This is a genomic window from Martinezella lusitana (assembly GCF_900094565.1).
In the GTDB taxonomy this organism is placed as follows: domain Bacteria; phylum Pseudomonadota; class Alphaproteobacteria; order Rhizobiales; family Rhizobiaceae; genus Rhizobium; species Rhizobium lusitanum.
Genome location: NZ_FMAF01000050.1, coordinates 1 through 26117, shown reverse-complemented (window position 1 = coordinate 26117; position 26117 = coordinate 1). Strand labels below are relative to the sequence as shown.

At 59.2% G+C, this 26117-nt stretch carries 35 protein-coding genes; 25 read left to right on the top strand and 10 right to left on the bottom strand.

The genetic code is table 11. From position 1 onward, the window contains the following. The 4 genes from GA0061101_RS36970 to GA0061101_RS36955 form a co-directional block, all read right to left on the bottom strand. Window positions 1–390, bottom strand: a 390-nt coding sequence (locus tag GA0061101_RS36970) for an IS21 family transposase (RefSeq protein ID WP_483426007.1), incomplete at its 3' end; no start/stop codon positions are given. A gap of 280 nt (window positions 391–670) precedes the next feature. Beyond that, window positions 671–904, bottom strand: coding sequence for a hypothetical protein (locus GA0061101_RS36965; RefSeq protein WP_141694176.1), 234 nt, complete (start codon window positions 902–904; stop codon window positions 671–673). Between the two features lie 129 nt (window positions 905–1033). Continuing rightward, window positions 1034–1252 carry a hypothetical protein gene (locus GA0061101_RS36960; RefSeq protein WP_037194543.1) on the bottom strand — a complete coding sequence of 73 codons (219 nt, stop codon included), beginning with the start codon at window positions 1250–1252 and terminating at the stop codon, window positions 1034–1036. A gap of 33 nt (window positions 1253–1285) precedes the next feature. Next, entirely contained in the window at window positions 1286–3211 is a 1926-nt protein-coding gene (locus GA0061101_RS36955) for a hypothetical protein (RefSeq protein WP_092577569.1), read from the bottom strand. Window positions 3212–3505: 294 nt separating this feature from the next. Between GA0061101_RS36955 and GA0061101_RS36950 the strand changes: the two genes are divergently transcribed. From GA0061101_RS36950 to GA0061101_RS36925, 6 genes are all read left to right on the top strand, one after another. Then, window positions 3506–4219, top strand: coding sequence for a TfuA-like protein (locus GA0061101_RS36950; protein WP_092577567.1), 714 nt, complete (start codon window positions 3506–3508; stop codon window positions 4217–4219). 382 nt (window positions 4220–4601) lie between these two features. After that, window positions 4602–4832 carry a hypothetical protein gene (locus GA0061101_RS36945; protein ID WP_092577565.1) on the top strand — a complete coding sequence of 77 codons (231 nt, stop codon included), beginning with the start codon at window positions 4602–4604 and terminating at the stop codon, window positions 4830–4832. A gap of 105 nt (window positions 4833–4937) precedes the next feature. Beyond that, window positions 4938–6698, top strand: coding sequence for an ABC transporter permease (locus tag GA0061101_RS36940; RefSeq protein ID WP_092577563.1), 1761 nt, complete (start codon window positions 4938–4940; stop codon window positions 6696–6698). 21 nt (window positions 6699–6719) lie between these two features. Next, the gene (locus GA0061101_RS36935) at window positions 6720–8051 is read left to right on the top strand and encodes an ABC transporter ATP-binding protein (protein WP_092577560.1); all 1332 of its coding nucleotides are present in this window, start codon (window positions 6720–6722) and stop codon (window positions 8049–8051) included. 648 nt (window positions 8052–8699) lie between these two features. Beyond that, a complete protein-coding gene (locus GA0061101_RS36930) occupies window positions 8700–9764 on the top strand; it encodes a sensor histidine kinase (protein WP_092577557.1) in 1065 nt (354 codons plus the stop codon). Window positions 9765–9767: 3 nt separating this feature from the next. Beyond that, window positions 9768–10430 carry a response regulator transcription factor gene (locus tag GA0061101_RS36925; RefSeq protein WP_037194527.1) on the top strand — a complete coding sequence of 221 codons (663 nt, stop codon included), beginning with the start codon at window positions 9768–9770 and terminating at the stop codon, window positions 10428–10430. Here the strand turns inward: GA0061101_RS36925 and GA0061101_RS36920 are convergent. From GA0061101_RS36920 to GA0061101_RS36910, 3 genes are all read right to left on the bottom strand, one after another. Next, window positions 10427–10846, bottom strand: a complete 420-nt coding sequence (locus GA0061101_RS36920; RefSeq protein ID WP_092577554.1) for a nuclear transport factor 2 family protein — start codon at window positions 10844–10846, stop codon at window positions 10427–10429. The two genes, GA0061101_RS36925 and GA0061101_RS36920, sit on opposite strands and share 4 nt — an antisense overlap. 54 nt (window positions 10847–10900) lie before the next feature. After that, window positions 10901–11287 carry a hypothetical protein gene (locus GA0061101_RS36915; RefSeq protein WP_092577550.1) on the bottom strand — a complete coding sequence of 129 codons (387 nt, stop codon included), beginning with the start codon at window positions 11285–11287 and terminating at the stop codon, window positions 10901–10903. A 387-nt stretch (window positions 11288–11674) separates the two neighbouring features. Then, window positions 11675–12463 carry an XRE family transcriptional regulator gene (locus GA0061101_RS36910; protein WP_037194520.1) on the bottom strand — a complete coding sequence of 263 codons (789 nt, stop codon included), beginning with the start codon at window positions 12461–12463 and terminating at the stop codon, window positions 11675–11677. A gap of 190 nt (window positions 12464–12653) precedes the next feature. On the opposite strand from GA0061101_RS36910, the gene GA0061101_RS39765 reads away from it, so the two are divergent. The 5 genes from GA0061101_RS39765 (at window position 12654) to GA0061101_RS36890 (ending at window position 14512) form a co-directional block, all read left to right on the top strand. After that, window positions 12654–12827, top strand: a complete 174-nt coding sequence (locus tag GA0061101_RS39765; protein ID WP_167669641.1) for a hypothetical protein — start codon at window positions 12654–12656, stop codon at window positions 12825–12827. Continuing rightward, entirely contained in the window at window positions 12824–13042 is a 219-nt protein-coding gene (locus tag GA0061101_RS36905) for a hypothetical protein (RefSeq protein WP_092577546.1), read from the top strand. Before GA0061101_RS39765 ends, GA0061101_RS36905 begins: the two co-directional genes overlap by 4 nt. 77 nt (window positions 13043–13119) lie before the next feature. Then, complete coding sequence (locus tag GA0061101_RS36900; protein WP_092577543.1) at window positions 13120–13398, top strand: hypothetical protein; 279 nt, start codon at window positions 13120–13122, stop codon at window positions 13396–13398. Between the two features lie 57 nt (window positions 13399–13455). Beyond that, window positions 13456–13872 carry a hypothetical protein gene (locus GA0061101_RS36895; RefSeq protein WP_047562808.1) on the top strand — a complete coding sequence of 139 codons (417 nt, stop codon included), beginning with the start codon at window positions 13456–13458 and terminating at the stop codon, window positions 13870–13872. After that, window positions 13847–14512, top strand: a complete 666-nt coding sequence (locus GA0061101_RS36890; protein WP_092577540.1) for a DUF6362 family protein — start codon at window positions 13847–13849, stop codon at window positions 14510–14512. Before GA0061101_RS36895 ends, GA0061101_RS36890 begins: the two co-directional genes overlap by 26 nt. Before the next feature lie 66 nt (window positions 14513–14578). Here the strand turns inward: GA0061101_RS36890 and GA0061101_RS36885 are convergent, their stop codons facing one another. Next, window positions 14579–15256: a class I SAM-dependent methyltransferase gene (locus tag GA0061101_RS36885; RefSeq protein WP_245297664.1), complete on the bottom strand. Its 678-nt coding sequence runs from the start codon at window positions 15254–15256 to the stop codon at window positions 14579–14581. Window positions 15257–15553: 297 nt separating this feature from the next. Here GA0061101_RS36885 and GA0061101_RS36880 point away from each other — a divergent pair, with 297 nt between their 5' ends. From GA0061101_RS36880 to GA0061101_RS36815, 14 genes are all read left to right on the top strand, one after another. Next, window positions 15554–15901 carry a hypothetical protein gene (locus tag GA0061101_RS36880; RefSeq protein WP_092577535.1) on the top strand — a complete coding sequence of 116 codons (348 nt, stop codon included), beginning with the start codon at window positions 15554–15556 and terminating at the stop codon, window positions 15899–15901. Then, entirely contained in the window at window positions 15858–17342 is a 1485-nt protein-coding gene (gene terL / locus GA0061101_RS36875; RefSeq protein WP_208865058.1) for a phage terminase large subunit, read from the top strand. The genes GA0061101_RS36880 and terL overlap by 44 nt, the downstream gene beginning before the upstream one ends. Before the next feature lie 47 nt (window positions 17343–17389). Beyond that, the gene (locus GA0061101_RS36870; protein ID WP_092577533.1) at window positions 17390–18754 is read left to right on the top strand and encodes a DUF1073 domain-containing protein; all 1365 of its coding nucleotides are present in this window, start codon (window positions 17390–17392) and stop codon (window positions 18752–18754) included. Window positions 18755–18835: 81 nt separating this feature from the next. After that, window positions 18836–19951, top strand: a complete 1116-nt coding sequence (locus tag GA0061101_RS36865; protein ID WP_092577531.1) for a DUF2213 domain-containing protein — start codon at window positions 18836–18838, stop codon at window positions 19949–19951. 27 nt (window positions 19952–19978) lie between these two features. Beyond that, window positions 19979–20449: a structural cement protein Gp24 gene (locus tag GA0061101_RS36860; RefSeq protein WP_092577528.1), complete on the top strand. Its 471-nt coding sequence runs from the start codon at window positions 19979–19981 to the stop codon at window positions 20447–20449. A gap of 3 nt (window positions 20450–20452) precedes the next feature. Next, on the top strand, window positions 20453–21424 hold the full coding sequence (locus GA0061101_RS36855) for a DUF2184 domain-containing protein (protein WP_037194504.1): 972 nt from the start codon (window positions 20453–20455) through the stop codon (window positions 21422–21424). Window positions 21425–21496: 72 nt separating this feature from the next. Next, a complete protein-coding gene (locus GA0061101_RS36850) occupies window positions 21497–21994 on the top strand; it encodes a DnaT-like ssDNA-binding protein (protein ID WP_092577525.1) in 498 nt (165 codons plus the stop codon). Then, the gene (locus GA0061101_RS36845) at window positions 21994–22350 is read left to right on the top strand and encodes a hypothetical protein (RefSeq protein WP_092577522.1); all 357 of its coding nucleotides are present in this window, start codon (window positions 21994–21996) and stop codon (window positions 22348–22350) included. The genes GA0061101_RS36850 and GA0061101_RS36845 overlap by 1 nt, the downstream gene beginning before the upstream one ends. Beyond that, window positions 22347–22574: a hypothetical protein gene (locus tag GA0061101_RS36840; protein ID WP_037194498.1), complete on the top strand. Its 228-nt coding sequence runs from the start codon at window positions 22347–22349 to the stop codon at window positions 22572–22574. Before GA0061101_RS36845 ends, GA0061101_RS36840 begins: the two co-directional genes overlap by 4 nt. A gap of 21 nt (window positions 22575–22595) precedes the next feature. Beyond that, window positions 22596–22988, top strand: coding sequence for an HK97 gp10 family phage protein (locus tag GA0061101_RS36835; RefSeq protein WP_092577519.1), 393 nt, complete (start codon window positions 22596–22598; stop codon window positions 22986–22988). Window positions 22989–23025: 37 nt separating this feature from the next. After that, entirely contained in the window at window positions 23026–23457 is a 432-nt protein-coding gene (locus GA0061101_RS36830; RefSeq protein WP_015340443.1) for a phage tail terminator-like protein, read from the top strand. Window positions 23458–23460: 3 nt separating this feature from the next. Further along, entirely contained in the window at window positions 23461–23946 is a 486-nt protein-coding gene (locus GA0061101_RS36825; RefSeq protein WP_037194492.1) for a hypothetical protein, read from the top strand. 83 nt (window positions 23947–24029) lie between these two features. Beyond that, on the top strand, window positions 24030–24431 hold the full coding sequence (locus GA0061101_RS36820; protein WP_092577516.1) for a hypothetical protein: 402 nt from the start codon (window positions 24030–24032) through the stop codon (window positions 24429–24431). A gap of 23 nt (window positions 24432–24454) precedes the next feature. Next, a complete protein-coding gene (locus GA0061101_RS36815; RefSeq protein ID WP_092577512.1) occupies window positions 24455–24760 on the top strand; it encodes a phage tail assembly chaperone in 306 nt (101 codons plus the stop codon). A 19-nt stretch (window positions 24761–24779) separates the two neighbouring features. Here the strand turns inward: GA0061101_RS36815 and GA0061101_RS36810 are convergent, their stop codons facing one another. Continuing rightward, entirely contained in the window at window positions 24780–25586 is an 807-nt protein-coding gene (locus tag GA0061101_RS36810; RefSeq protein WP_092577509.1) for a tetratricopeptide repeat protein, read from the bottom strand. Between the two features lie 154 nt (window positions 25587–25740). After that, a partial coding sequence (locus tag GA0061101_RS39760) for a hypothetical protein (RefSeq protein WP_167669640.1) occupies window positions 25741–26117 on the bottom strand: 377 nt, incomplete at its 5' end.

Here is a 26117-nt window from a genome sequence, read left to right as displayed (position 1 = left end):
GAATTGGAATGCTTCGCCTGCACGGAAAGACAGCGGAACGAATATGCCGCGGCCAGTCGTCTGCTGCTCAACCCGCCACTCACGGGCAAAGGCGGCGACCCGACCATAGGAGCCGGTAAAGCCGAGAACCACCAGATCGGCATGAAGTTGCTTCAACGTTCGGCGCTGCTTGCGCGACCTCCCGGCCTCGGTCTTCAGCCAGGCCGCCAGTTTGTCGGCAAAAGGATCAAGCTTGCTCGGTCGCTCCGGTACCGTGAACGTCGGCTCGATCGTACCAGCGTTCAAATACTTCGCGATCGTGTTACGCGACAAACCGGTATGCCGACTGATCTCGCGGATCGACTGCTTCTCGCGCAGCTTCATCCGACGGATGATGTTTAAAAGTCCCATGTGGATCACTCCGTTGCCCCCGTCGCTCACCGCGTTGGGGGAAGGTTCACATGGCTCAATTCTCAATGGAAATTATGCGCCTAACCGGCTCAGTTCTGCGTGGAAACCAACAATCAAGATCATCGAATGTGAGAAAATGGGTCCGTAGGAGCAATGAATGTGACGACGGGGTACGACGTTGCTGATGATGACCCGATGAAAACTCAATGTTTTCAATTGCACAAAGATCATCGAATGTGACGAGCTACACTTAATTTGATAATTTTTCGCTGGCTGCGTTTTACCGGAGTTTTGTCGATGGTCTCTCCGTTTCAGGGATGAGGGCCGGGTATCGCTTCTCCAAGGGCAACATGATCTCGAAATATAATGTGCCCATTACCTCTCCCACCGCCTTTTTGAACTGGCTGCGCAGCGTTTCATCCTCGACCGCGTCAGCAGATTCAAATAATTCGTTTATCAGCGGATCGAGCGCGATCACACGCGCGTAGACTACCCTTGCGGTCTCTTCCCTCATCGGTCGCAGTTCCCCAGCCTCGTGCAAAATTCTCGCATTTTGCTCGACATATTGGAAGCTACCGCTATTCGAACTGACAAACAGCATTGAGGTGCCGATTGCCTCGGCACCTCCTTTATCTACGGTAACTTAGCCGTCCAGATGACCCGAAAAAGCCTTGTCGGCTGATTTTACCAGGACGGCGACATCCACGCCCTTGGTGATTACTGCGCCGCTTGCCCGTAGATCGACCACCGGCTTCAGCGTGCCGGTGACGTGCGTGGTCAGTTGCACGACCGTTCCTTTGTCGAGATCTGCAACCCATAGGCCTTTTTCACCGGCCACTCCAATAATAACAACTCTAGCCATGCAGATTAGTCCCTTTCTCTACCTGGTTTGATGTCAAAATCCTGCTTTCTTAAGGCCTTCGCGATAGATGTCCTTTTGCCATTGCTCTTGCAGAGGCACGACGGCCAGCCATCTATCCACATCGAAATCAGGATTCGTTTCGAGAGCCCGGCTGACGAAGAAGCGTGCCTTCTTGTCGTTGCCAAGCATTGCCCAGCTTGCGGCCGAAAGCCGGTCTGCCAGATCGGCATCGACCATGCGGTCGATATATCCAAGCGCATTCTCGAAGCTGCCCAGGCAATAGCTGGCCCCCGCAGCCGTCCAGAGATATGAGTCCGGATTGATGGGGTTGAGCTCCATGGCCCGCTGGATTTTCTCAAGAGCGAGGCCGGGGCGAGAGAAGTGGACCAGCGTGTCCGCGTGATCGGCAATGACGTCCGCGTAATGCGGGCTCAGCGTCTCCGCCAATTCCAGCGCCTCGACGCTCTCGTCGATAGACCCCTGCAATAGCTTGGCGACGCCGAGCTCGCGGTAGCCGTCGGCAAGATCCTCGCGAATCGTGATGGCTTGGGTGGCATAGGTCTCGGCCGATTTCAGCAGCTCGATATCGCCGCGTGCCGTCAGCAGCCATTCCTTGGAATAAGTGCGGGCAATGGAGCTCAGTGCCGGTGCGAAATCGGCGCTTTCGCGCAAGGCAGTCTTCATCTCCTTGCGGGCGCGCCGCATGTTCGGCAGGGTCAAGCGATGAAGATATTGCTGCGCGACAAGATATTGGTGATAGGCAGCGGGGCTCTGTTCGAAATAAGCGCGCGTCATCCCATGCTGTTCGACCTGCCCAGCGACTTCGAGGATGATGTGCCGCGAGATGTCGTGTTTATTGCGGGCCAGATCCAGCTTGCGAAAGCTGAAGCGTTCGGCCCAGACGACCTCGCTGTTCGACAGATAGATGAGCTGCGTAAACAACGAAACGTCATCGCCGAGGCCGCTCAGCCGGGTATCGAGAACATAGTTGATGTCGTATCGCTGCAGGAGCTCGAATTGGTTCTCGCTTTGCCTGCTGATCTGCATGGCGGAGTAGGGGGCGATCACCCGCAGGCTGTTCAAGGCGCAGAAGCCAAGGGTGATATCCTCGACCAACGAGGTGGCCACCATCGCAGCGCCGGGGTCGGGACTGTGGTTGATTGGCGGCAGCAAGGCCAAACGCGGCAGGCGCGGGATGGGCCTTGTCGTCGCATCACGATCCGATAATGCGCCCGATTCGGACTGGTGGACGGGCGCTGGGGTCTGGCCTTGAGGCTGCATCGACAATTTTGCCGGCCACGATGAAATGAGCTCCTTGCGCCGTTCGAATATGCGTTTGAGCTGCTCCAGCCCACCTTCGGCGTCGAACGCCTTCAGCAATATGCGGTGCGTGCTCTCGTCCTGCGGTTCGGCCTCGAAGAGAAGGAGTGCGGCTTCCTTGATGAGCGCGATGCCGTCGGGCGTCGCGGGAGCCGTGACGACGTCATCAAGCGTTTCCTTCAACATGGCGAGATGTCGCCTGCTTTCGCCCGCCCGCCAATCAATGAAAACCCTGCTTTGACAGTTGGCCTTCCCGAGAAACCTTGCGCGCAGGCCTTTTGCAAGGAAAGCAAGCTTATCCAATGGTTTCTTGAGCGTGTCGGCACGCGCGGAAATAATATCGCTGGTTATAGAGTCGCGCTCGAGATGGACGTACGTCTCGTCAAAGGTCAGGAATGCGGTCTTCAGGTCCGACTGCCGGCTCTTGATGCGGGAAACAAGCTTTCGCAGATTCGTCAGGGAATTGGCGATATCATCCTCGCCCCAGAGGAGCCGCGCCATGCTTGCCCTGCTGGCAGAACTGTTTTCGTTCGCAAGTAGATAGGCAAGTATCAGCAATGCTTTTTCCGGAAACGCGACCGCCTGACCCTCCCTGTCGAGAAGAATGATTTCTCCGAATGTTCTGAGTGAGAATCCCATCGCGCTTTCTATATCGCTTTAAACGTGTAATAGCCGCCGAGGTGCCGTATTTCAGTAATTGTAGGCAGATTGACGCCGGTACGACAACGAAACTGGTCCTATATTTCTGCTGCAACGCGTGATTAATTGCAACTCAAGCCCTCACAATTCTGTGTTTTAGTGAAGGTTGTTGCTCCAAATCCCGAAAATGGTAGTTCTGAATGGGGCGGTGTTTGCTTCCGGACTTGAAATTTCCAACCGTACGTGGCTCCGGGAGGTCGGGATGCGCGCCGAGAAGAGGATTTTGGGTTCACGATGAAAGTTATCTTTGCCGGACCGACCTTCCATGGTGCGACTCTGTTGCCAGCTGCGGGCTATGAGCTGCGCCCGCCAGCCAGGCAAGGCGACTTTTCGCGGGCCGTGGACGATGGTGCCAACGTCATCGGATTGATTGATGGGGTCTATGAGTATGTACCGGCGATCTGGCACAAGGAAATCCTGTTTGGCCTTGCTCAAGGAGTACAGGTCTTCGGCGCCGCGAGCATGGGCGCGTTGAGAGCGGCCGAATGCGCGGCCTTCGGCATGGTCGGCATCGGCAGGATTTATGACGATTACGTCAGCGGCGCCTTGGAGGACGATGCCGAAGTCGCCCAGTCCCATGCGCCCGCGGAACTCGGTTTTCTTCCCTTGAGCGAGCCACTCGTCAATGTCCGGGCAACGATCGCGCATTGCTTGCTGCTGGGGTGCATAACCGGGGCAGAGCACGATCGTCTTCTGGAGACGGCGAAGGCGATCTTCTTCAAGGATCGTACCTATAAGTTGCTGGTTCAGTCCTGTATTTCGGATGACAAGCGTGCATCGGGAGTGCTGGCAGCCTTGCGGACAAATTCCGTCAATCAGAAGCTGCTGGACGCCCGGCTGCTCGTCGATGCCGTCGTCAAGGCATCGGATCGGCGCCTTGTTCCCAGCTTCGACTGGACCTTCGAGGCGACAAGTTTCTGGAATGCAGCATTTCCTTCTTCCCGATAGGTCGAAGCCCGACTTCAGGATGCTTCCTAACTCCTTTCGTGGGTATGATTTCATCGCCGCCGCCAAAGGCCGCGGCCTGCGAAATCTCGGGCGCTATACTTTGGTATAATTGCGATGCACCATCGCCTGATTGATCCCCCTCAGTGGTTGTGACAAGACGGCCCTGCCTGCGCGACACAATGCGAAGGCTGACGAAACAACTGATCAAGAGACAAATGGACAGCTACCCTAGTCGCTGTCCGGCTGCGGTTTCGAGCCGCATCCGGACGGTCATCGCAACAACCTGGACCGCTACCGGCATCCGCCGGGCGAGCGCCGGTCGGGCATAGCCTGTCCGGCTCGCCATCCGGATCCGTCGACAAGCGGACCGACGAGGTGAGCCATGAACAATATCGTTCTTTTCCGCGGACGGGCGTCCGCATCCAAATTTTCCGCCTTGCAGATCCTGCCCGCCGTGGTTGGCGCGCCGAGGTCTGATCGGGGTGTGATCGTTCAGCGCCCACGCATGATCGCCGTTTGGCACATCAATCCTCGCAGCGGGAAATTGGAGTGCTTCTGGACGACCGAGCGCGGAGCTGCTCCCGACGAAGACGGCAGTCGTCGAGCGGCATAGGCCCGCTTTCCCGAATTCTTGTTTTACCGCGCATGTCCCTGGCTCCGCGACTGGGGTGCCACGAACATGCGTCATTCGCGACCTCTTGTTTTCAAGGGATTAGACATGGTCTTCCTTCCTAATGATCGGCGGGAGCGCAGCGCCGTTGCCGCGCTTGCGGGCGCCCGTATACTGCCGAACGGCTACGACCTTGCTGCATTCGCCTTCATTGTCGCAGTCGCGTTTCTTGCGCTTCACGGTGTCGCGGAAATGCGGGCGCCGCTGTCGGGGCTTGCTGCCGCGCCGCTCACGCTCGATCCCGCCAATCTGCCTGAATATGCGCTGCGCACGACATTGCGCATGCTGGCCGCGATCGTCGCCTCGCTCGTCTTTACCTTCGTCGTCGCCACGCTTGCCGCGAAGAGCCGCCGCGCCGAAACGATCATCATTCCGGCCCTCGACATATTGCAGTCGGTTCCGGTGCTCGGCTTCCTGACCTTCACCGTCACATTCTTCATGGGATTGTTTCCCGGAAGCCAGCTCGGTGCCGAGTGCGCCTCGATCTTTGCGATCTTCACCAGCCAGGCTTGGAACATGGCCTTTTCTTTCTATCAGTCGCTACGGACGGTGCCCCGCGACCTCGATGAAGTCAGCCGTGGATTCGGCCTCTCCACCTGGCAACGCTTTTGGCGGCTGGAGGCACCTTTCGCTGCGCCCGGTCTTATATGGAACACGATGATGTCGATGTCCGGCGGCTGGTTCTTCGTGGTTGCTTCGGAGGCGATCGCCGTCGGTAATACCACCGTACAGCTTCCGGGACTTGGCTCCTGGCTCGCACTTGCCATCGACAAGCAGGACTTTGCCGCCGTCGGCTGGGCCGTGCTTGCCATGGGGATCGTGATCCTCCTCTATGATCAGTTGCTCTTCCGGCCGATCGTCGCTTGGGCAGACAAATTCCGCTTCGAGCAGACGGCGGGACAGGAGAAGCCACGGTCCTGGGTCTATTCGTTGGTGCGCCGCACGCGCCTTCTGAAGCACCTAACCGCACCCTTTGCCGCCATCTGGGGCCGCGTGATGCTCATCCGGCTGCGGTCCAGGCCGACAATGGTTGGCCGCAGGCAAGACGGACGGCGGCCGATTACGCGGGTCATCGATTATGGCTGGCTCGCCCTGATCGCTGTCGTCGGTGTCTGGAGCGTCTGGAGTGCCGTATCGTATCTAGATCAGACGCTGTCGTGGAACGACGTCGGGATCGCTTTTGCCGGCGGATTCGTCACCCTTGTCCGCGTCGTTGTCCTGATCGCGGTGGCCAGCTTGATCTGGGTTCCGCTTGGCGTCTGGATCGGTCTTCGTCCGGCCGTTGCAGAGCGTGTTCAACCCGTGGCTCAGTTCCTGGCCGCATTTCCGGCGAATGTGCTCTTTCCTGTTGTTGTGATCGCAATCGTAGCAACGGGTGCCAACCCCGACATCTGGCTGTCGCCGCTCATGGTGCTGGGCACGCAATGGTACATCCTCTTCAACGTGATCGCCGGTGCAAGTGCCTTCCCCACCGATCTCCGGGAGGCTTCCTCGGTCTACAGGCTGCGCTCATGGACGTGGTGGCGCCGTGCGATACTGCCAGGAATATTTCCCTACTACGTCACCGGAGCGCTGACGGCGTCGGGCGGTTCCTGGAACGCGAGCATCGTCGCTGAACTGGCAAGCTGGGGAAACACGAAGCTCGAAGCTTTCGGGCTTGGTTCATACATCGCGAAGGCGACGGAGGCGGGCGACTTTCCGCGGGTAATTCTCGGCATAGTCGTCATGTCCGTCTTCGTCACCCTCTTCAACAGAACGCTCTGGCGGCCGCTCTACGTCTTCGCTGAACGCCGCCTGCGTCTCGATTAATCACATATCGGAGAACCGAACATGGAAAACGCTGTCATCTCCAAGAAGGTCGACATCACAAAGAGCTCGCCGCTGGTGCTGGCCAAACAGGTCTGCCAGACATACGACAAGGGGGCTTCAGGCTCGCTGGTCGTGCTCGAGAATGTCGATCTTCAGCTCTATCCCAATGAAATTGTGGGGCTGCTCGGCCGTTCCGGCTCGGGCAAGTCGACGCTGCTGCGCGCCATTGCCGGTCTCATCCGCCCCAGCAAGGGTGAAATCACTTTCGAAAGCAGGCCGGTGACCGGTCCCAATTCCGGCGTTGCTGTTGTCTTCCAGAGCTTCGCCTTGTTTCCCTGGTTGACCGTCTTGCAGAATGTCGAGCTTGGCCTGGAAGCCCAAGGGGTTGAATCATCGGAGCGCCGCAAGCGAGCGCTGGCGGCCATCGACCTGATCGGTCTCGACGGCTTCGAAAGCGCCTATCCCAAGGAGCTGTCTGGAGGCATGCGTCAGCGTGTCGGTCTTGCCCGGGCGCTTGTCGTTCGTCCGAAGGTGCTGCTGATGGATGAGCCCTTTTCCGCACTCGACGTGTTGACCGCCGAAACGCTTCGCACCGACCTTCTCGACCTGTGGTGCGAGGGCCGGATGCCGATCGAGTCGGTTCTGATGGTGACGCATAATATCGAGGAAGCGGTGCTGATGTGCGACCGCATTCTGATCTTCGGATCGAACCCCGGCCGTGTCATCGCCGAAATCCGGGTGGAGTTGCCGCAGCCGCGCAATCGTCTCGATCCGGCATTTCGTATGCTGGTCGAGGACATCTATGCCAGGATGACGGCAAAAACCGGTGCGCCGACACGTGACGGCTTGTTCCCGGGTACGGGCATCGCCATGGCGCTGCCGCGCGTCTCGACCAACCTGATGTCCGGCCTCATCGAGACGGTTGCAGCAGAGCCCTATCGAGGGCAGGCCGACTTGCCGCCGCTGGCGACACACCTGCATCTCGGCATCGACAATCTCTTTCCGGTGGCGGAAACACTGCAGCTTCTGCGTTTCGCAGATCTCGAAGGAGGCGACATCAAGTTGACGGCGTCCGGCTTGCGTTTCTCCGACAGCGATGTCGACGAGCGCAAGCGGCTCTTCGAGCAACATCTGGCAAGCTATGTGCCGCTTGCTGCTCATATCCGCCGCGTTCTGGACGAGCGGCCGACGCACCGCGCGCCGGCCCGGCGCTTTCGTGACGAGCTCGAGGATTACATGTCGGAGGATTATGCCGATATCACCCTCAAGGCCGTGACGAACTGGGCCCGCTATGCCGAGTACTTCGCCTATGACGAAAATGCTGATCTCTTCACGCTGGAGAACCCAAGTTGATACACGCGATCGGGTTGGATCCAGAAGGGCTGCTGGCGGATGAGGCGGCGGCCAAGCAAGAAGCGTTTTTGAATTTGATAAGCACCCAAGGCACGGCCTAACGCACAGGGCTCCAACGGGATCGCCGATCCCTTCGCTCTCGCGGCCTGCTTGGTCGCGGGAAGGATTATGGTGCCCGGGGACAATGAAGAATCTGGCCGCCTGCTGGAGGCTCTCAGCAGACAGAATCGAAGCAACTCCAGCAACAGGAAGGACCAACCTCCCAAGTGCGAGGGCATTTCGGCAAGCGAGCGGCGCGCCTGAAGGACTATGCCGGGCTGCCGGGCGCAGATACTTTTTTGAGGCGCGAATCGGCTCATGCAATGGACCACGCGCCTATATTTTCGCGGGTTCTGCCTGCGAGGCAAACGCGCCTGCTGTTCGCGCCGCAGCTCGTCTGAACAGAGCAAGTCTCGCCATCCTTCGACGTCGGCAACGCCGCCGTTTTTGCAACCATTGTGCAGGGAACGACAATCATGACGGTCGCACTTGATCAAATGACCCTCAATTTGGCACGGCGAAGGCCGCGGTTGTTTTCGGACTTTGGGTCAGGCAGTTTGCCATTCCCGTACGCAATGTGCTGCGAACGCTGAAACGGGGACGAAGGGCATGAGGCGCGAGTTTCTGAAGTATCTTCTCGAAATGCCGTTCCTTTGGCTCGGCATCGCGATCCTTGCCGGCCTTATCTTTATTGGCGACACGATCACCGACTTGGAGATCGCGTTCGCCGTTCTGTACGTGTCTGTGATCCTCATATCGGTGTATTCCGGGCGAACGGGAGCGATCGCGTTCGTGGGCGTCGCCTGTGGCGTCCTGACGGTCGTGAGTTACTTCCTGACGCGTCATGGAGCTTCGCAAGCAGGTCTGGTCAACAGCACGCTCAGCCTGCTCGCTATCGGCGCGACGACCTATCTGGCGATCAGGATCGAGAGGCTTGACGCAAGAGCGAGGCTCGCGCAATCCGAGCTTGCGCGGATGTCGCGCCTCATGATCGTGGGCGAACTCGGCACATCCATCGCGCACGAGGTCAGTCAACCGATTACGGCGATAGCTGCCAACGGCAACGCTGCGCTCCGATGGCTTTCGGCAACGCCTGCCGATCAGGATGAGGCGAGGCGCGCGATCGAGCGGATCGTCATGGATGCCGGGCGGGCAGGCGATGTCATCGGCCGCGTCCGCGGACTTGTGGCGCGGTCGGCTCCTTCGCGCGACAGGATCGACCTGATCGAGGCGATTACGGATGTGTTGGAACTCGTTCGCAGCGAGATCCGGAAGAGCCAGATACTTCTTCGCACCGAGCTTGCGAGCGATCTGCCATTGGTCACCGGCGATCGCGTGCAGGTCCAGCAGGTCATCCTCAACCTGATCATGAATGCGATCGAGGCTCTGACTGAAGTCGACGCAGAGGCGCGTGAACTGCTTGTCAGTGCCGCTGCCGATGAAAGCAAGATCACAGTCAGCGTGCGTGATTCCGGTATCGGCGTGCCGTTGGCGACGCTCGACACGATATTCGACGCCTTTCATACGACCAAACCGAACGGCATGGGAATGGGGTTGGCGATCAGTCGGTCGATCATCGAGGCACATGGTGGTACCGTCTATGCGGCGCCGAATTTCCCGCATGGAACCGTTTTCGGCTTCACCTTGCCGTTGGATGCGAAGGTGAGAGGGTAGGGCATGGAAGAGCAGCGATCAGCCGTTTATGTGATCGATGACGATGCGTCCGTGCGAGATGGGCTCGACAGCCTCCTGCGCTCGATCGGCTACGACACGCGTGGCTTTGCCTCGCCGCGTGACTTCCTGTCGCACCCTCGTTCGGTCGGCCCGGCCTGCATTGTCCTCGACGTCCGGATGCCGGATGCGAGCGGCCTCGATTTTCAGGACGAGCTAGCGAAGGCAGGTTATCTGACACCCATCATCTTCCTTACCGGACACGGCGATGTGCCGATGTCCGTCCGGGCAATGAAGGCCGGCGCGGTGGAGTTTCTCCTGAAGCCGTTCCGCGAGCAGGATCTTCTCGACGCGATCCGGCAAGCTCTCGAAATCGATCGGACTCGCCTTCGGAAGGAAGCCGCGGCCATCGATCTTCAGGAACGTCTTTCGACGCTCACATCACGTGAACGCGAGGTCATGGCGCTTGTTGCGTGCGGCCTTCTGAACAAGCAGATCGCCGCTGAGATCGGCCTGAGCGAGATCACCGTGAAGGTCCATCGTGGTCAAGCCATGCGCAAGATGCGGGCCGACTCCGTGGCCGACCTTATTCGAATGGCCGATAGTCTCGGATTGACCAAAGCAAGCGTCGACCGTCGGGGAAATGGTGTGGCGCCCGGGCAGCGTTAGTCTCGGTCTCTTCGCTGGGCCGATGGGGCGGTGACGGTGCCCTGATGAAATATCATCTGCCACCTGCCATCGATGCGCTGCCAGATCGAACTGCGCAAGACATGCCGCGGCGGCTTGCCATCTTTTAATGGCCGAATGGCCCGATATGTCACCAGGACTGCATCGGGTGAAATCGATCGAAACGCGTAATCGCAGGCCGTGACCAACGCTGAAGGTTTATCCGCCTTCTCCTCCGCCAGCCGTGCGATGAGCTCATCTCTATCGTTATAGATCGTTCCCGAACTACCGAATTCAACGAACCCCTCCGCAAGGAGCGCCGCCACTGCTTCCGGCGACCGGCGGATTTCCGGACGATGCAGTTTCTCCTCGAGCATGCGAATTTCTTCACGCTCGCACAGCGGAACTTCCGTGGTCATAGCAGCATCCGTTTCGGTTTGATTTCGGTGTGAAAGCCTCAATTTCAATGTGCATCAGGCCAGCGACTCCAGAATTCTTTCCCGCTCGACCTTGTAGACGTGGTCATAATCGGTCTTCCTGAATTGTTCCAATTCACTGGCGAAAAGCTCGGCTGCATGATGGCCGGCATGTGTCTTTTCGTCTTCTATGACCGCAGCTATCCGTCGAAACAGTTCGGACTCGAAATTGCCTGTGACGTTCAGTGCGTTCGGCCTCGCCAGTCTCGCCCCGCCATCCAAACGGATTGCAGAGACGTAAAACTCATCTTCGTAACCGGCGCCCGCCGATGTCAACTCGGCGCGCCCATAGAGCAGCAATCCGGTTTCCCAGCGATCGCAGAGGCGAATGCTCAGCTCATCGAACGAGTATTCGCAGGAGAACACATCGGTGTGCATTGTCATTCTGCTGCCTTCGCGTTTGACGTGGCGTACACAAGTCCTATTTTGCTGTTGTCGATCATCACTGTGTCCGCCAGATCCGTCGCAGTAGTGTTGGGCTTACTGGGCATTAACGGCACTTCCTTTCAGCATGCTTCCGGCTTCCAAAATCCATGGCCTGTCCGGTTTCGCTGACTTCGTGCAAGCTTTTAACGCTTGCGCGGGCTCATTCCTTTCAGTGCCAATAGGCTCTTAATGAGAAATTGCCATTCAACACGATATATGTCAACATTATTTGTGTTTATTTAGATCGAGAAAGACACCAAAAGTGTTTGAGACCTATGACCGCCGACATATCCAGCAAAAGTCACAGATTTGGTGAGCTATGCGAAAGGAGAAAAGGCGGGCTTGCTACTTCCGCGCAATATGCCCGCAGATGCGGCCGATGATCGTCAGCCGCTCCAGTTCGACAGTGAATGTTTCCAGCGCCGGATTGTCCGAAATGATTTTCACCTGGCTCGGATGCGTGAAGGGCACGCGCTGGAGACGCTTGATCTGCGGTTCGGAATAGCCGTCGCTAATGGCGTAAACGGTATCGGTCGTCATCTGGTTTTGGGAGAGATCGACGATGACGCGATCGCCTGGCATATATGTAGACTGCATGGAGTCGCCGATCACCTCCATGATGATGGTATGGTTTGGCGAAGCTTTCGCCTCGTTGCGCAAATACCCCGCGGGAATCAGCCATTCCGCAACGATCTTGTGGCCGGCGACATTCCCGGAGCCGACGGGCAGGTTGATGACTTCGCCGACAACGCCGCTGCCGGCACCCAGCTTGACATCCACTTCCGGCGTTGCGCCTGCGATCTGCGGCTGCCAATGCTCGCGGCTGTAGCTGAGCTCATCGTTATCTTCAGCGAATCCTTCGTTGTATTGCTCGTCCGGATCGAAGGAGGTGACCATGTTCGGTACCGAGCGGGCCACTTTGCGCGGCCCTTCGCCGGTCAGGAGATAGGCTGCCGTCGTGCCGAATTTCTTGGCATAGCGGTTAGCGATCTCGGCGTTGAATTCGTTCTGGCCGTTCTCGTGCGCCCGGTAGGTGGAAAGGCTCACGCCGAGCGCTTCTGCCGCCTTCGTGGCTGATGGATAATTTGCGGCTTCGCGCGCGGTCTTCAGTCGTTCGCCCATGGATTTTTGCATCAGGTGACACTCGCAAAATTATTAACATAAATCATGTTGACATCGGCATTATTATCAACATAATTTGTGTTTATCAAGAGGCCTGCGGTGCAAATCGCCGTGGCCGGTACGCTGGCTTAACCGGCGTGCGATGGAAGATGTGTTTAGGGGTGATGGCATGATCGCGAGTTGGAGGGGCAGGAAATCATATTTGCAGACGGGATATTTCGACCGCTTCTGGGACTGTCCAGGCTGTCATCGGGCTATGTCGATCGCAGAGATCATCGAACTGCATTGCGAAAACTGCGACGCAGCCGTGGAGCCGGCGGAGATGGACGATGCCGAGCCGGTGACACCGGCGCCGAATCCGGAGGAGATGCCATGAGCGAAATGTTACAAGGCTTTCTGACATGTATCGGCGCCGCGCTCTTCTTCGCCGGTACGCTGGCGGCGATAAAATCCGTCTTCTGGAGATCAGAATATTCAGGCGATCAGGATGACGCCTGCGGTGCGCCTGAGGGTGACCAGATCCATTTCCGGATGACGGGCGACAAAGATGCCGGCGCGGCAAAGCGGACACGCTTCGCGAAACCGAGCTGAAAATCGGCTTCTGCACGAAAAATCAAACCACAGAATCCAACTCACAGACCTGGCCTTGCCGGCCAGAGGAGGTTGCTATGAATGAATTTCAAATCGGAACAGAAGCAGTTACCGGCGGTCATCTCGGCTGGATTCGCAAGGTTCATCGCGCGACGAACGAGATCCTCAAGGATCGAAGCGGCGAACCGATTGTCTTTGCGACGCAGGACGCAGCAAAGGCCGCCGCCGGCGAGGCCATGGTTGCCTATCTGAACACGCCCATGCTGCGCGATGGCGCGAGAGTGGAGGCAATTTCCAAGGCGGAAGCTTTCTTTAAGCCCAAGCCGATCGGCGTTGCGGCCGGGAACATGGCGTGACCGATATGCCGCGGTGGAACAAGCATACATTTTCTTGCGAAAGGAGCTGCAGGATCGATGACCAAGGGCAAGCTTGATCTTCTTCTCGATGGCCTCGGCATCAAGCTCGTTCCGGTCCATCGTCGCCGCGCGCCGGCCCAGAGCCATGCTCGCGGGACCATGCAGGAAATCCGGGGGCGATATGGCGACGGACATCTGGTCTTCGTTCTGCGCTGCATCCGTCAAACCGGAAATAATCGCGACGAGCTTTGGTCGGATACGATCGGAGCAGTCTCCGATGTTCTTATGCAGCGTCAGGATTGGGCGCTGCAGCGTCCGGGCGACCTGCTTGGCGCCTTCGACGACATCGCACTTGCTTCGCTGCGCTTGGATGCCGTGGCGAGGCGGCCTTGGCCGGTTCGCGCGACGCTGCGAACCCTAATCTATTGGGAATTGGAGAGACGACTTGATGCACCGACCCGCCTCGCAGTTTGACGATCTATCCCATCATGCGGCTGAGATCGCCGATTTGAGCCTGATCGTTCGTGCTCGCTTCATCGAGGCGGCCGATACGATGGTTCACCTCGATGTCCGCGGCGTTCGCCCGGACAGAATGCGCACGCTCTGGCCGGATGTCCTGCCCGAGTCGATGGATCATGCCGATCTCCGCATCCGTTATCGCCCGAGCGCTGCCGCCGTCAGTCGGGCCGAAGAGGTGTTGCAGGATTGGCTGCGGATCCACGTCCGGGACGAGGAGCGCCGCATCCTGCTTTCGCGCTGGTCCGTTTGCCTTGCTGCACCTCGTGTCGCCGGATCTTTTCGGGATTTCTGCGCCCGAACCGGGCGTGTGCGGCGCACCGCGGAGCGGCGCATTCAGAGCGAATTTCAGAATGTCGCCGGCGCACTTCTCGCCACTTCGCCGATATTGCAGGAGCCTGACTGGTCGCGCATATCGCCGATGATGCCGAATTCGGCCGGTGGTTGCGAGCGGGTTAAACCGCCGATGACCAAACATGCAACGCATTGGTTGCCGGATGACGCCCGGCCGGTGTTCGATGCGGCCAGCCCTGAACTTGCGGAGCTTGCCAAGCGGCTTGAGCGCGGAAATCGCCGGCGTGCCAAGATGAAGGTCTAGATCGCGACGGCATTTCCGGTCCGAATCCGTATTTGCCGCTGTGGTCGACCTTGATCGCTTTTCACCTTATGGCGACATGCTGCTTTCGAATGCAAAGACGCCGCTTGGCCGAGGGCCTGCGGCATTCTCGCCAAAATCCGGCACGGCATATTCTGCCAGAAGCCGAAGTCGCGATGCCGGCAGGTGAGCGCGCCACGGGTCGCCGATTAGAACCACTGTGCCTTGTACCAGACAGCGATCCAGAAATGCGGTGACGCGTTTTGCAAGGGCCGCTTCATAGAAGAGATCACCGATACAGACGACATCGACGGCGGGAGGTTCGCCTGTCGTCAAATCGCTGAGGACGGGCTGGACAGCCACGTCATTCAGAGCCGCATTGAGCCCGATGGCTGCGATGGCATAGGGATCGATATCAGCGGCATGCACGTCCGCCGCTCCGGCCTTTGCGGCTGCAATGCCCACAATTCCTGAGCCCGCACCGAGGTCGAGCACGCGGCAACAGGCGACGGTTTCTGGCCTATCCAGAAGATAACGAGCAAGTACCAACCCTCCACCCCAGTAATGTGCCCAATAGGGGGAGCCGAATTGCGGATCCCGCTCTGCGAGATGTCGCAAACCACTATGCGGGCCTGCCTTGTGCAGCCGAATCTCGGGAATGCCGGGAACGGGCAGAATCGGAAGATTGGTGGTGATGAACTGCCGTGCCCCGTCGAGGCCTGGGCCGCTTTCCAAGTTGTGGCTCAATGCTTCCTCTTGCTTCGCCTCTTGGGAACTATCATCAGATAGTCGCCGGCGAGAATATTGATCAATTCGTCGGACTGCGGAGCGCGATATTCTCAAGGGATTTCAAATAATTATCCATTGTCTTCGTCAAGATTCGTCAATCCTTGCAGAGCCGTTATCCTTCAAGGGTGTCGCCAACAGCGCCGAATTGGGGTATTGGTTTTGACATGATGAGAACAGTTGCAGCGACGCACTGTTGACCGCAAGCGATGTTTTAAACCGCTTGTTTCCTTTCAAGGCTCCATCGGAATTTCAAGCATGTCCAATGCCGACAAGCCGGTCGTGCAGCGAAAGCCGCGCGCGCGCCGGCGCAAAGCCGTTCCGGCCGGCGATACGCCGCTCGATTATATGTTGAAGGTGATGCGTGATAATGAGGCGGATCAGAAGCGACGCGATGAAATGGCGAAGATCGCAGCATCCTATGTTCACCAGAAGCCAAGCGAGCGCCCAGGAGCTGGGGCCAAGGGAAACCGGGCTTTCACGATCGATTTAACCAATGCCACGGATGAGCAGCTTGCGACACTCGAATCCCTCTTCGGTCCGCTTGCCGGATCCGGTGACGATGATGGCGGCGATCCAAGAGGAGAAAGCGAAGCGGACAGTTGAGCGTGAGCGGGCTCGGCGTAAGAGACAGATCGCCGCGGATGCCGAGCGGATTCGCGCCAATTGCCAGTCGCTGGCCGGCTTCGTCCGAGAAGCCTGGCATGTCGTCGAGCCATCTGCGGACTATGTCCATGGCTGGCACATTGACGCGATCTGCCGGCATCTTGAAGCAGTCACTTCAGGCGACATCACGCGGTTGCTGATCAATGTGCCGCCGGGCACGATGAAGTCGCTTCTCTGCGGCGTCTTCTGGCCGGCATGGGAATGGGGACCGAAAGACAAACCACAACTGCGCTATCTCGGCGCGTCCTATTCGGAACATTACGCCAAGCGTGACAACAGACGCATGCGCGATCTGGTTGCCTCGGAATGGTATCAGGCGCTGTGGGGGGACCGGGTCAAGCTGACGAGAACCGGCGAGATGGCCTTTGCCAATACCCGCACGGGATCGCGCCAGGGCGTGCCGTTTTCAAGGCTGACCGGAGGTCGCGGTGATCGGGTCATCATCGATGATCCTCATTCAGTCGATGGTGCGGAATCCGAAGCGGAGCGTCTGTCGACGGTTCGGACATTTCGCGAGTCCGTGCCGACGCGGCTCAACGACCCCCAGCGTTCGGCCATCGTCGTGGTGATGCAGCGATTGCATGAGGCGGATGTGTCCGGCACCATTCTGGCGCTTGGGCTCGGTTACGAGCATCTGATGCTGCCCATGGAGTTCGAGCCGGAGCGCTGTTGTCGCACATCGATCGGATTTGTCGATCCGAGGATGGAAGAGGGCGAACTGCTCTTTCCGCAGCGCTTTCCGCGTGCGGTGGTGGAACGTGACAAGATACCGCTCGGATCCTATGCGGTTGCCGGTCAGTTTCAGCAGCGACCTTCACCGCGCTCGGGCGGGTTGTTTCAACGCGGCGATTTCGAAATCGTCGAGGCGGTGCCTGCCGGCGCGAAACGCTGCCGCGCCTGGGATTTCGCTGCCTCAAAGGAGCGTCCCGGCCGTCAGCCGGACTGGACCGTCGGTCTGCGCATGGCATGGGCTGACGGCGTCTTCTACGTCGAGACTATCGCCCGCGGACGATGGTCGGCCGCCGAGGTGGAACGCAATCTGAAAAACATGGCGTCGCAGGACGGGCCGACGGTGACGATCCGTATGCCGCAAGATCCGGGCGCAGCCGGCAAGGCCGATGCGGAAACGAAGATCAAGCTGCTGGCTGGTTTTCCGATCAGAGTCTTGTCTGCGACCGGTGATAAGGCGACGCGCGCCAAGCCGGCGTCGGCGCAGGCGGAAGCCGGGAACGTCAAGCTGTTGCGCGGAGACTGGAACGAAGCATTTCTGGACGAGATCTGCGCCTTTCCGAACGGGCAGTTTGATGACCAGGTCGATGCCTTTGCAGACGCTCTGAACGAGCTCGCGCTGAGCTCTTCCTTCAGCTTCACGAATTTCTAGGCTCGCTGGCGCGGGTCTTTCATCACATCGATATCAAAGGACAATCCATGGGGCAGATATTCTCGATGGTTCGCGACGGATTGGTGAGCCTTGCATCCCGCATGGGCACGGAAAGAGACAAGGCGGCCTCGGTTTTCTACGCGCAACCGATCCTGACAGACGAGCAGATTATCGCCGCTTATCGCGGCTCCTGGCTGCCGCGAAAGATCATCGACATCCCGGCATTGGATAGCTGCCGGAAGTGGCGAAACTGGCAGGCCGCGGGCGACCAGATCGGATTGATCGAAGCGGAGGAGCGCCGGCTCAATCTGCGCGGCAAGGTGCTTGAAGCGTCCACGAAAGCGCGTCTGTTCGGTGGCGCTGCCTTGTTCATCGGTACCGATGATTCCGATCCGGCACTGCCGCTCGACATGGAGGCAGTTGGAAAAGGCGGCCTCAAGCATCTGACCGTGCTGACACGCCGCCAGCTTGCAGCCGGTGACATGGATGGCGATCCGGCGTCCGAGTGGTATGGCAAACCGAAATTCTACACGCTAACCGGCGCCAACGGGACGCAGGTGGTTATCCATCCGTCGCGACTGGTCATTTTCAGAGGTGTCATGACGCCAAATGAAGAGTTCGGCGGCATGGGCAATCATGCTTGGGGCGAAAGCGTGCTGGCCGCGACATTCGACGCGATCAAGAATGCGGATAGCACAGCGGCCAATATCGCCAGCCTCGTCTTCGAGGCGAAGATCGACATTATCAAGGTGCCGCAGTTCTCCGCCAATATCGGCAATCAGGCCTATGAGGACGCCGTGTTGCGCCGCTATACGCTCGCCAATGCCATCAAGGGTGTCAACGGGACGCTGATCCTCGATGCCGAGGAGGAATACGACAGCAAGGGTGCGCCGCTCCCCGGTCTTACCGACATTCTGATGGCTTTCATGCAGATCGTTGCTGGTGCCGCCGATATTCCGGTGACACGCTTGCTGGGCCAATCGCCCGCCGGCCTGAATGCCACCGGCGCTGCCGACATGAAGAACTATCACGACCGGATCCAGGCAATCCAGGAGCTTGACTATACGCCCGCAATGGCGCGGCTCGACGAATGCCTTATTCGTTCTGCCACCGGTGCCCGCGATCCGGCGATCTATTCCAACTGGGCGCCCTTGGAGCAGATGAGCGAGAAGGAGCGGGCCGATATCTTCAAGACGAAGGCAGAAGCGGCGCGAGCCTTGTTTGGCTCAACTGCCGGCGAGGAGATTATCGCGCGACAGGCGCTCTCCGAAGCGTTGGTGAATGGTTTCGTCGAGGATGGATCGCTGCCCGGATTGGAGGCGGCCATGAAGGCATCCGACCAATCGGAACATGCCGCCCAGCCCAAACTGGCTTCTGACCCGATCGAAGAACGCAACGTCCTGTCGATGTAACCGCCCAAGCATCCGGCTTTGTCATAGCCAGCAGCTCCTTACTCTAAACTCCATTAGGCTCCGACCAGGAGAAATCCCAACATGAATTTCACAGACACTGTCACCGTCGCGGGAACGCGGCGGACCGGAGACGGCTACCTTGTTGCCGACGCCCGGATCGCCCGCACAGGCATTCAAAGCTATAGCGGTGCTGAAATCGGCCGGCCCGAGATGCACGCCGTGCGCATCTATCGGCCGGGCACGGAAGTCTTTTCCGACGATACGCTGAAAAGTGCCGCTCACCGGCCGGTGACAAACGAACATCCGCCGGAAATGGTCACGTCGGAGAACTGGAAGAAATACTCCGTCGGCCAGACCGGTGACGAGATCGCCGGCGAGGGCATCTTCCTCCGCGTGCCGCTGATGGTCAGCGACGAGGCGGCCATTCAGGACATCGAAAGCGGCAAGCAGGAGCTTTCGGCCGGCTACGTCTGCGACGTCGACTTTACCGCGGGCGTAACGCCTGCAGGCGAAGCGTATGACGCCATTCAGCGAAATATTCGCATCAACCATATCGCCATTGTGCGCCGTGGCCGAGCGGGCTCGAAAGTCCGCATCGGCGATGCAGCCGCACCGTGGGGCTGCTCTCCTCTCGCAGCCCCACGCCCCATTTCCGATCATCATCAGAGCAAGGAAGGAATGATGCCAACGAAGACAATGACGATCGACGGCATCGACATCAAGGTCAGCGATCAGGCCGCGGAGATCATCACGACATTGCAGCAACGACTTGCGGATGCGGAGGTTGCGCATCAGAAGGCCATCGCCGTTCGCGATGCGGAACTCGATGCGCTCAAATCCGCACTTCCGAGCGATGCCGAAATCGATCGGAAAGCCGAGGCGCGCGCCGACTTGATCGGCCTTGCCAAGGCGGTCGCCGGCAATATCAAGACATCCGGCCTCACCGATGCGGCGATCCGCAAGGCTGTCGTTATCGCCAAGGCAGGCGAGAGTGCCGTACAAGGCCGATCGGATGCCTATATCGACGCGCGTTTCGACATGCTGGCCGAGGGGCTGCGCGAAAAGCCGGATCTGTTTGCCGATGCGGTCAAGGACGGCATCAACTCGACGCAGACGTCCATGTCCTCAGCCTTCACTGCCTATGCCGCCATGGTCCGCGACCTCCAGTCCGCGCATCTGGCCGCCAATCCCACCTAACCAGGTCAACGAAAAGGAGACGCTTCAATGGCGACTTATCAGACCACCTATGGAAACGCTCCTCGGAAGGGCCTGCATGGGCAGATCGCTTCGGAGGAACAGGCCAACAAGATCAGCCGTACGGTGGAGAATGCCGCCGGAATCAAGTTCGGCCAGCCCGTCCAGCGCGGCCTCGCCGACCACGGTGTGGCGCCTTACGCCGCCGGCGGCAAATTCCTCGGCATTGCCGTGCTGACGCCGACCGTGCTGCCGGATGTAGCACCAGTCGGCGGCTTTGCGCAGTTCGTCACGGGCGCATTCCTGACCTCCGGTCAGATGTACGTGCGGGCAGGCGGCGCCGTCGCCGATGGTGACGCTGTCTACTACAGCGCCGCTGCCGATGCCTATGTCAACGCAGCCGGCACCGGCATCGTCGGCCCCATCCCCGATTGTTTCTTCGACACGAGCGGCAGCAACGGCGACATCGTCGAAATCTCGCTCAAGCACAGGAGCGCCTAATCCATGAACCAATTCGTTCGACAGCATTTCGCGGACGCCCAGGCGGCCTATTCCTTCGTTATTGCGCAGGGTCGCAATATCGAGACCCGTATCTACCAGCGGCGCTATCCGACCCTCAACTATGGCCTCCATGTTCCTGTCGTCACTGAAGGTAACGAATGGGCTGCCGGCACGACTTTTTTCACGGTCGACAGCGCCGGCGAGGCGAAGTTCCTCTCCGCCGCCGGCACGGACATGCCGTTCAACCAGTCAACGCGCGACAGCGCCAGCCACGACTTCGCGATGCTTGGCTCGGGCTGGGAATGGAATCTCGAGGAGGTCAACCAGGCCGCGCTCTACAATCTCGATCTCAACGCATCCAACGCCATTTTCGCCGCCGATAAGATCGAGCGCCTGCTGAATTCCGTCGCCATGATCGGCTCGACGGAAAAGGGCTGGACCGGTTTCGTCAACGATCCGAACGTCTCGCGTGTCGATGTCGCTGCCGATGGCACAAGCGGCTCGACGCACTGGTCTGCCAAAACGGCCGACCAGATCTTGCGCGACGTCAACGATCTTATCGGCGGCGTGCGGAAGAGAACGGGCGAGGTCGAGTGGGTCGACAGCCTGCGTCTGCCGCCCGAAGCCTTCCGCCTGATCGCCACCAAACGGCTTGCCGATGGCGACGGCTACATCACCGTGCTGGAGTTCCTGCGGCGCGGCAATGTTTACACCGCCGAGACCGGGCAGCCGCTGGACATCCAGCCGCTGCGTGAGTTGGCCACAGCATCGCAGGATGGCGGCGGCCGCATGGTAGTCTATCGCCGCGATCCCGAGGTGCTGCGCTTCCATCTGCCGATGCCGCGCCGTGTGCTGCAGCCGCGCCAGAAGTCGATCATGAGCTTCGAGACCGGCATCATCGCCCGCACCGGCGGCACCGAGGTGCGTCTGCCGGCCGCCATGGCCTATGGCGACGAGATCACGGCTGCGGCCTGACGCTGATTGCCCTCTTTCCGCTTCGCGCGGGGAGAGGGCGTCTGTCTTCTCAACGATCGATACGGAGCTTTCATGTCCGCATCCTTTTACGGCACGCTCGCTGCCGCCGATGCCTATTTCGCCGATCGTGCCAATGCCGGCTGGGCGCTGGCCAGCGATGGCGATCGCCTGGCGGCGCTGGTGCGCGGATCGCAGGTGGTTGATAGCCTCTACGAGCCCAAATTCAGCGGGCGGCGAACCGGGGGCTATGACCAAGCCTTGTCCTGGCCTCGCAGCGAGGCGACGACGGTGAATGGTGAAGTGATCGCTGACGATGCATTGCCGCTGGCCGTGACTTATGCGGCCTATGAAGCGGCGGCGCTCGAGCTTTCGGAACCCGGCAGCCTGACGCCTGTCATCGTTGCGGCCCGCACGGTGAAGCGCGAGAAGGTGGGGCCGCTTGAGACGGAATATGCCGTTGCCGATACGAGCGACGACATGATCGCCGCCGCAAAGCCGGTGCTGACCATGCTTGACGGGCTTCTCTACCCACTCCTGCGCCCGGTACTCCCCGGCATTCTGGTGGTGTGATGGCCGCTTTCGATTACGACAGAGCACGCGCGACGGCCGAGCGTTTGATCGCAAAATTCGGCCAGAAGGGCAGCGTGCGGCGTATCAGGAGTGCCGGTCCGGATTACGATCCGGTGCAGATGAGCGAAGACTTTCTCTGTTCCTTCGTCGATCTCGACCAGAGCCAGGCGCATATCGCCGACACGCTGATCCAGCGCGGGGATCGCATGGTCTATCTCTCGACCGAGGGGCTTTCGATCACGCCGACATTGGCCGACAAGATGCTGATCGGCGGCGTCGAGCATGCGATCGTCGATATCCAACCGCTGTCGCCGGGCGGAACTGTCGTCTTCTGGCAGCTGCAGGTGCGGCGATGACGGCGCTGGTGCGTTTCAAGACGATCCTGACGCTTTGGCTGCTGTCGCGAACCATCCTGCTGCTCAATCGGGTTTCACCGTTGCCGGGAATTGAGAGGAGTGGCGGAGCGAAGGCCGAATCCCAAACCGCCAGACCTGCGGTTCGCGCCCGCTACGGTCATCTCACCCTTTTGAATTTCGAGCGGCGTGGCTCTTCACCGGGCGACGCCGCCGATGATCCATAACGCTATCAAGGGGCAATCGACATGGCTTCCTCTAATTTCTCCGCCGATATCGCCACCTGGGCCGAGCGGACCAAGAGGCGCATGGAAGAGGTGGCGAACCTCTCCGCGCAGCGGCTGGCCGGGGCGATCGTCGAGGCAACGCCTGTGGCCTCCGGCGAACTTGTCAATTCCTTCCGGGTCTCCGTCCCGCCACGGCAAAGCAGGGACGCGGAGGGATCCAATGAAGGCCAGCCGGTCGATCTGGCCGGCCTCGGCGTGCCATTAGGCGGGATGATCCATATGGGGTTCACCGCGCCGCACGCCGCCGCAGTCGAGTATGGCAAGGATGGGCAGGCGGGGCAGGGCATGGTGCGGCTTGCGGCGCGCCAATGGCCTGACATCGTCGAGCGCGCCGCACGCGACTCGGCGGACTGATCTCTCTAAATTTCAACATCATAGACATGGGTGACGCATGGCGACGGGGACGGACGCTCTCATTCTGGCTGCGCTGCTGGACCATCTGGCCGCACTCCAATTCCAGCCGCCATTGCCGGTGGCGCAGCCGGGCATTGCCTTCCCGCCGGCGGGGCAAGAAAAGCCGGATAATTATCTGGCTGTCAGCTACCTGCCCAACCGTCCCCGGCAGGTGACGCTCGGCGACGATCCGCAGCAGAAGCTCGGGCTTCTGCAGGTTTCCGTCTATTGGAAGGCCGGCGGCGGGCTGATCAAGCCACTCGATGCCGCCGGCCAAGTCATCGACCATTTCAACAACAAGACGCTCTTCGCCTCTGGCGTGAAGATCACGATCAGTGGCGAGCCGTGGGCCGCAGGCCCGATCCAAGAGGATGACCGGGTGCAGATACCGGTCACCATTCCCTACACCGCCTTTGAACCGGAGACATGATCCATGGCGAACAAAAGCACGAAGAAGGGCTCGAAAGTCTACGTATGCGAGACGCCCCAGAATACCGACTTGACGGCCAGCGCCTATGCCGCGCTGACCTGGGTGCAGGTGGGCAAGGTCGGCAAGGTCGGCGATTTCGGCTCGGACTCCACCATCAACCACTACGATACGCTGGACGAGCCCGTGCAGCAGAAGCAGAAGGGCGTTTCCAACGCCGGCGATCCGGAGCTCGAAGTTGCCTCCATCGCCGACGATCCGGGCCAGGACATCCTGCGCGTCTTCGGCGATCCGCTTAACATCAACAACATGGCGATCAAGGTCGAGCGCAATGACGCGCCTCAGGGCAAGACCAACACGGTGTTCTATTCGCGCGGCGTCGTTTCCGGCCCGCTTTATCCCGGCGGCGGCTCCGACGATTTCGATCTGGAGAAGTTCAAGGTCGGCCTCAACCAGCTGCCGATCCGCATCGATCCGGTCACCACGCCGTAAGCGCGATCTTTCGGAACCTTGCGCGCGTCGCTCTCCTGCGGCGCGCTGCCACTCCTACATGTTCCAACCGATAAGGTGTTTCCTTGGATATCTCCAGTCTCGTCAATTCCGAAGATCTCTTCGAGCTGCAGCTCCTGCATCCGGCCACCGAGGAGCCGCTCGGCATCTCCTTCATGATCCGCTCGGCCGAGAGCAACGAGGTGAAGAAGATCGTTCGCCAGCATAGCGATCGTTTCCTCGCCAGCCGCAAGAAGAAGCTGACCACCAGCAAGGTCGAGGCCGAATATCTCGACAAGGCGGCCGCGGCTATCGCCTCCTGGAACTGGGGCGAGCAGCAGTGGAAGGGCGAGCAGCCGGTGCTCTCCTTCGAGAAGGCCCGCGAAGTCGTCGAGGACGCCGGCTGGATCTACGATCAGGTGGCCGGCGCCTCGGAGGACCGCGCAAATTTTATGAAGAGCTTGCCGAAGGGCTTTCAGAAGCCGTAGGGATCGTCGCGCGCTATGATTGCGTGCGCGATACAAACGGCGAGACCCGGCGCGAACGCAACGAGGCCTTCGAGCTTTTAAGCCCGGAGGCCGAGGTTTCGGAGGCCGGCCATGCGCTCTGGGACTGGTTCTGGGACCTGCGCTCGGCGCAGGCTTCCGGCTTTTCCGGCCCGGCGCCGCTCTCCCACCAGGAAATGCTCGCCTGGCTGCAACTGACCGGCAACCTCCTGCGCCGCGAGGACATCGCCGTGCTGAAGGCGATGGACGGGCGCTATTGCCAGGCGGTGGAGGAGGAGACGGAGGCGATCAGGGCGCGAGAGGCGGGGTAGAGGGTCGGGTTATAGAACTTCAGTAGGTAAGCCTCACATTGTCTACGGCAGCGCCGGCGTCAGTACCTTGTATGCCGACGTAGCTGCAGGCCGCTTCAATCCGCTGATATCGGCTTTGGACGATGGCGTTTGTGCTCAAGTAGATATAAAACTCTACCGGTCTCAGAACGCCTTGATCGAACTGCTTCAGCTTCTCTTCCCGCATGGAAGGACTGTCGTCAGTCTTTTCAAGGTAGCTTGCGAACGCACTGCGACCCATTGGAAATTGGGCTTTGGAATGGTCAACTTGCGTATAGGTAGCTGATGAACCAAGGCGGAATTTCAGTGCAGCTTCGCACGTTGCCACCATTGTTACCGCCGGCGCAGGTTTTGATGGCGTGGCCGCTTTCCACTCACTTGTGTTTTGAGGAAGAGGCTTCTTTTCTGGCTCATTATAGCCAAATTCTTGGTTGCACGCGTCAACCTCTTTGGCCGCCGCCGAGGTCATTTTGTCGAAAAAGTCGGTAGTTGACCCTGCATTGAATAGCTTTACGTCTTTCCAGAGACGAAAGCAGAACGAGGCTCGAATATCAGGAAACTCCGCTCGGCAACTATCCGCTTCGGCAACCATGAGAGCTAACGAACCATATGTCTTTTCTCCTGCTTTCGCGCGTGCCTCTTCTTTGAGCGCGTCGGTGCATTTGAATTTTCGTTCGGCAAGTTTGGCAGCCTTCTCTTCCTGCCATGCCTGGTAGTATTGCCAGCCAACAACACCGCCGACAATCGCGGCGCTCGCGATTACCACTACGCATGCAGTTGCGATCAAAGCCTTTAGCCAAACGTCCATAAGTGTCTCTGAGAAATTTTAGGGAGTACCAGTGCGGATGCCGTTACTTCAGCTGAACAGCCGCCTGAATGTGTCGCGAACCCATCCCGTATAGGGGAGTGCACGCGAAGAATGCAGTCAGAAGTGGCTGAAACCTCATAGTCGCCCGCTCTTATTAACGCTGTGTCTCTAACCAGTCCGCGTTCGTTTTGCCGTCGACCATTACGTAGAGACGGTCCGCTCTGGAGGTGTCTTCATTGTCAGTTGGATATTGACATCTGGAGGTGCCGCGAATTGGTGTGCCATAAGCGTTAGGAGCATCGTAAGTTATAAGAACCTCAAACATCAGAGGTTTTACACGGCCTTGGTCAAAATCCTTCATCCTGGCTCCCTGGATGAGTGGTCCATATTCGTCTCCCGCCAAATAGCGTTGGTAGTCGGCGCGGTTGAGAGGCTCGTTGGATTCTTTGATTTCGACCCGCTTGTATCCTGCCGGTGCTAAAAGTCTCAATTTCAAAACTTCTTCGCACACGGTCACCAATTTTGATTCAG

What these genes read in the sequence shown, in the direction of transcription:
- GA0061101_RS36965 (WP_141694176.1), bottom strand. Translation starts at nt 904, where the DNA reads ATGAGGGAAGAGACCGCAAGGGTAGTCTACGCGCGTGTGATCGCGCTC.
- GA0061101_RS36960 (WP_037194543.1), bottom strand. Translation starts at nt 1,252, where the DNA reads ATGGCTAGAGTTGTTATTATTGGAGTGGCCGGTGAAAAAGGCCTATGG.
- GA0061101_RS36955 (WP_092577569.1), bottom strand. Translation starts at nt 3,211, where the DNA reads ATGGGATTCTCACTCAGAACATTCGGAGAAATCATTCTTCTCGACAGG.
- GA0061101_RS36950 (WP_092577567.1), top strand. Translation starts at nt 3,506, where the DNA reads ATGAAAGTTATCTTTGCCGGACCGACCTTCCATGGTGCGACTCTGTTG.
- GA0061101_RS36945 (WP_092577565.1), top strand. Translation starts at nt 4,602, where the DNA reads ATGAACAATATCGTTCTTTTCCGCGGACGGGCGTCCGCATCCAAATTT.
- GA0061101_RS36940 (WP_092577563.1), top strand. Translation starts at nt 4,938, where the DNA reads ATGGTCTTCCTTCCTAATGATCGGCGGGAGCGCAGCGCCGTTGCCGCG.
- GA0061101_RS36935 (WP_092577560.1), top strand. Translation starts at nt 6,720, where the DNA reads ATGGAAAACGCTGTCATCTCCAAGAAGGTCGACATCACAAAGAGCTCG.
- GA0061101_RS36930 (WP_092577557.1), top strand. Translation starts at nt 8,700, where the DNA reads ATGAGGCGCGAGTTTCTGAAGTATCTTCTCGAAATGCCGTTCCTTTGG.
- GA0061101_RS36925 (WP_037194527.1), top strand. Translation starts at nt 9,768, where the DNA reads ATGGAAGAGCAGCGATCAGCCGTTTATGTGATCGATGACGATGCGTCC.
- GA0061101_RS36920 (WP_092577554.1), bottom strand. Translation starts at nt 10,846, where the DNA reads ATGACCACGGAAGTTCCGCTGTGCGAGCGTGAAGAAATTCGCATGCTC.
- GA0061101_RS36915 (WP_092577550.1), bottom strand. Translation starts at nt 11,287, where the DNA reads ATGACAATGCACACCGATGTGTTCTCCTGCGAATACTCGTTCGATGAG.
- GA0061101_RS36910 (WP_037194520.1), bottom strand. Translation starts at nt 12,463, where the DNA reads ATGCAAAAATCCATGGGCGAACGACTGAAGACCGCGCGCGAAGCCGCA.
- GA0061101_RS36905 (WP_092577546.1), top strand. Translation starts at nt 12,824, where the DNA reads ATGAGCGAAATGTTACAAGGCTTTCTGACATGTATCGGCGCCGCGCTC.
- GA0061101_RS36900 (WP_092577543.1), top strand. Translation starts at nt 13,120, where the DNA reads ATGAATGAATTTCAAATCGGAACAGAAGCAGTTACCGGCGGTCATCTC.
- GA0061101_RS36895 (WP_047562808.1), top strand. Translation starts at nt 13,456, where the DNA reads ATGACCAAGGGCAAGCTTGATCTTCTTCTCGATGGCCTCGGCATCAAG.
- GA0061101_RS36890 (WP_092577540.1), top strand. Translation starts at nt 13,847, where the DNA reads ATGCACCGACCCGCCTCGCAGTTTGACGATCTATCCCATCATGCGGCT.
- GA0061101_RS36880 (WP_092577535.1), top strand. Translation starts at nt 15,554, where the DNA reads ATGTCCAATGCCGACAAGCCGGTCGTGCAGCGAAAGCCGCGCGCGCGC.
- terL (WP_208865058.1), top strand. Translation starts at nt 15,858, where the DNA reads ATGATGGCGGCGATCCAAGAGGAGAAAGCGAAGCGGACAGTTGAGCGT.
- GA0061101_RS36870 (WP_092577533.1), top strand. Translation starts at nt 17,390, where the DNA reads ATGGGGCAGATATTCTCGATGGTTCGCGACGGATTGGTGAGCCTTGCA.
- GA0061101_RS36865 (WP_092577531.1), top strand. Translation starts at nt 18,836, where the DNA reads ATGAATTTCACAGACACTGTCACCGTCGCGGGAACGCGGCGGACCGGA.
- GA0061101_RS36860 (WP_092577528.1), top strand. Translation starts at nt 19,979, where the DNA reads ATGGCGACTTATCAGACCACCTATGGAAACGCTCCTCGGAAGGGCCTG.
- GA0061101_RS36855 (WP_037194504.1), top strand. Translation starts at nt 20,453, where the DNA reads ATGAACCAATTCGTTCGACAGCATTTCGCGGACGCCCAGGCGGCCTAT.
- GA0061101_RS36850 (WP_092577525.1), top strand. Translation starts at nt 21,497, where the DNA reads ATGTCCGCATCCTTTTACGGCACGCTCGCTGCCGCCGATGCCTATTTC.
- GA0061101_RS36845 (WP_092577522.1), top strand. Translation starts at nt 21,994, where the DNA reads ATGGCCGCTTTCGATTACGACAGAGCACGCGCGACGGCCGAGCGTTTG.
- GA0061101_RS36840 (WP_037194498.1), top strand. Translation starts at nt 22,347, where the DNA reads ATGACGGCGCTGGTGCGTTTCAAGACGATCCTGACGCTTTGGCTGCTG.
- GA0061101_RS36835 (WP_092577519.1), top strand. Translation starts at nt 22,596, where the DNA reads ATGGCTTCCTCTAATTTCTCCGCCGATATCGCCACCTGGGCCGAGCGG.
- GA0061101_RS36830 (WP_015340443.1), top strand. Translation starts at nt 23,026, where the DNA reads ATGGCGACGGGGACGGACGCTCTCATTCTGGCTGCGCTGCTGGACCAT.
- GA0061101_RS36825 (WP_037194492.1), top strand. Translation starts at nt 23,461, where the DNA reads ATGGCGAACAAAAGCACGAAGAAGGGCTCGAAAGTCTACGTATGCGAG.
- GA0061101_RS36810 (WP_092577509.1), bottom strand. Translation starts at nt 25,586, where the DNA reads ATGGACGTTTGGCTAAAGGCTTTGATCGCAACTGCATGCGTAGTGGTA.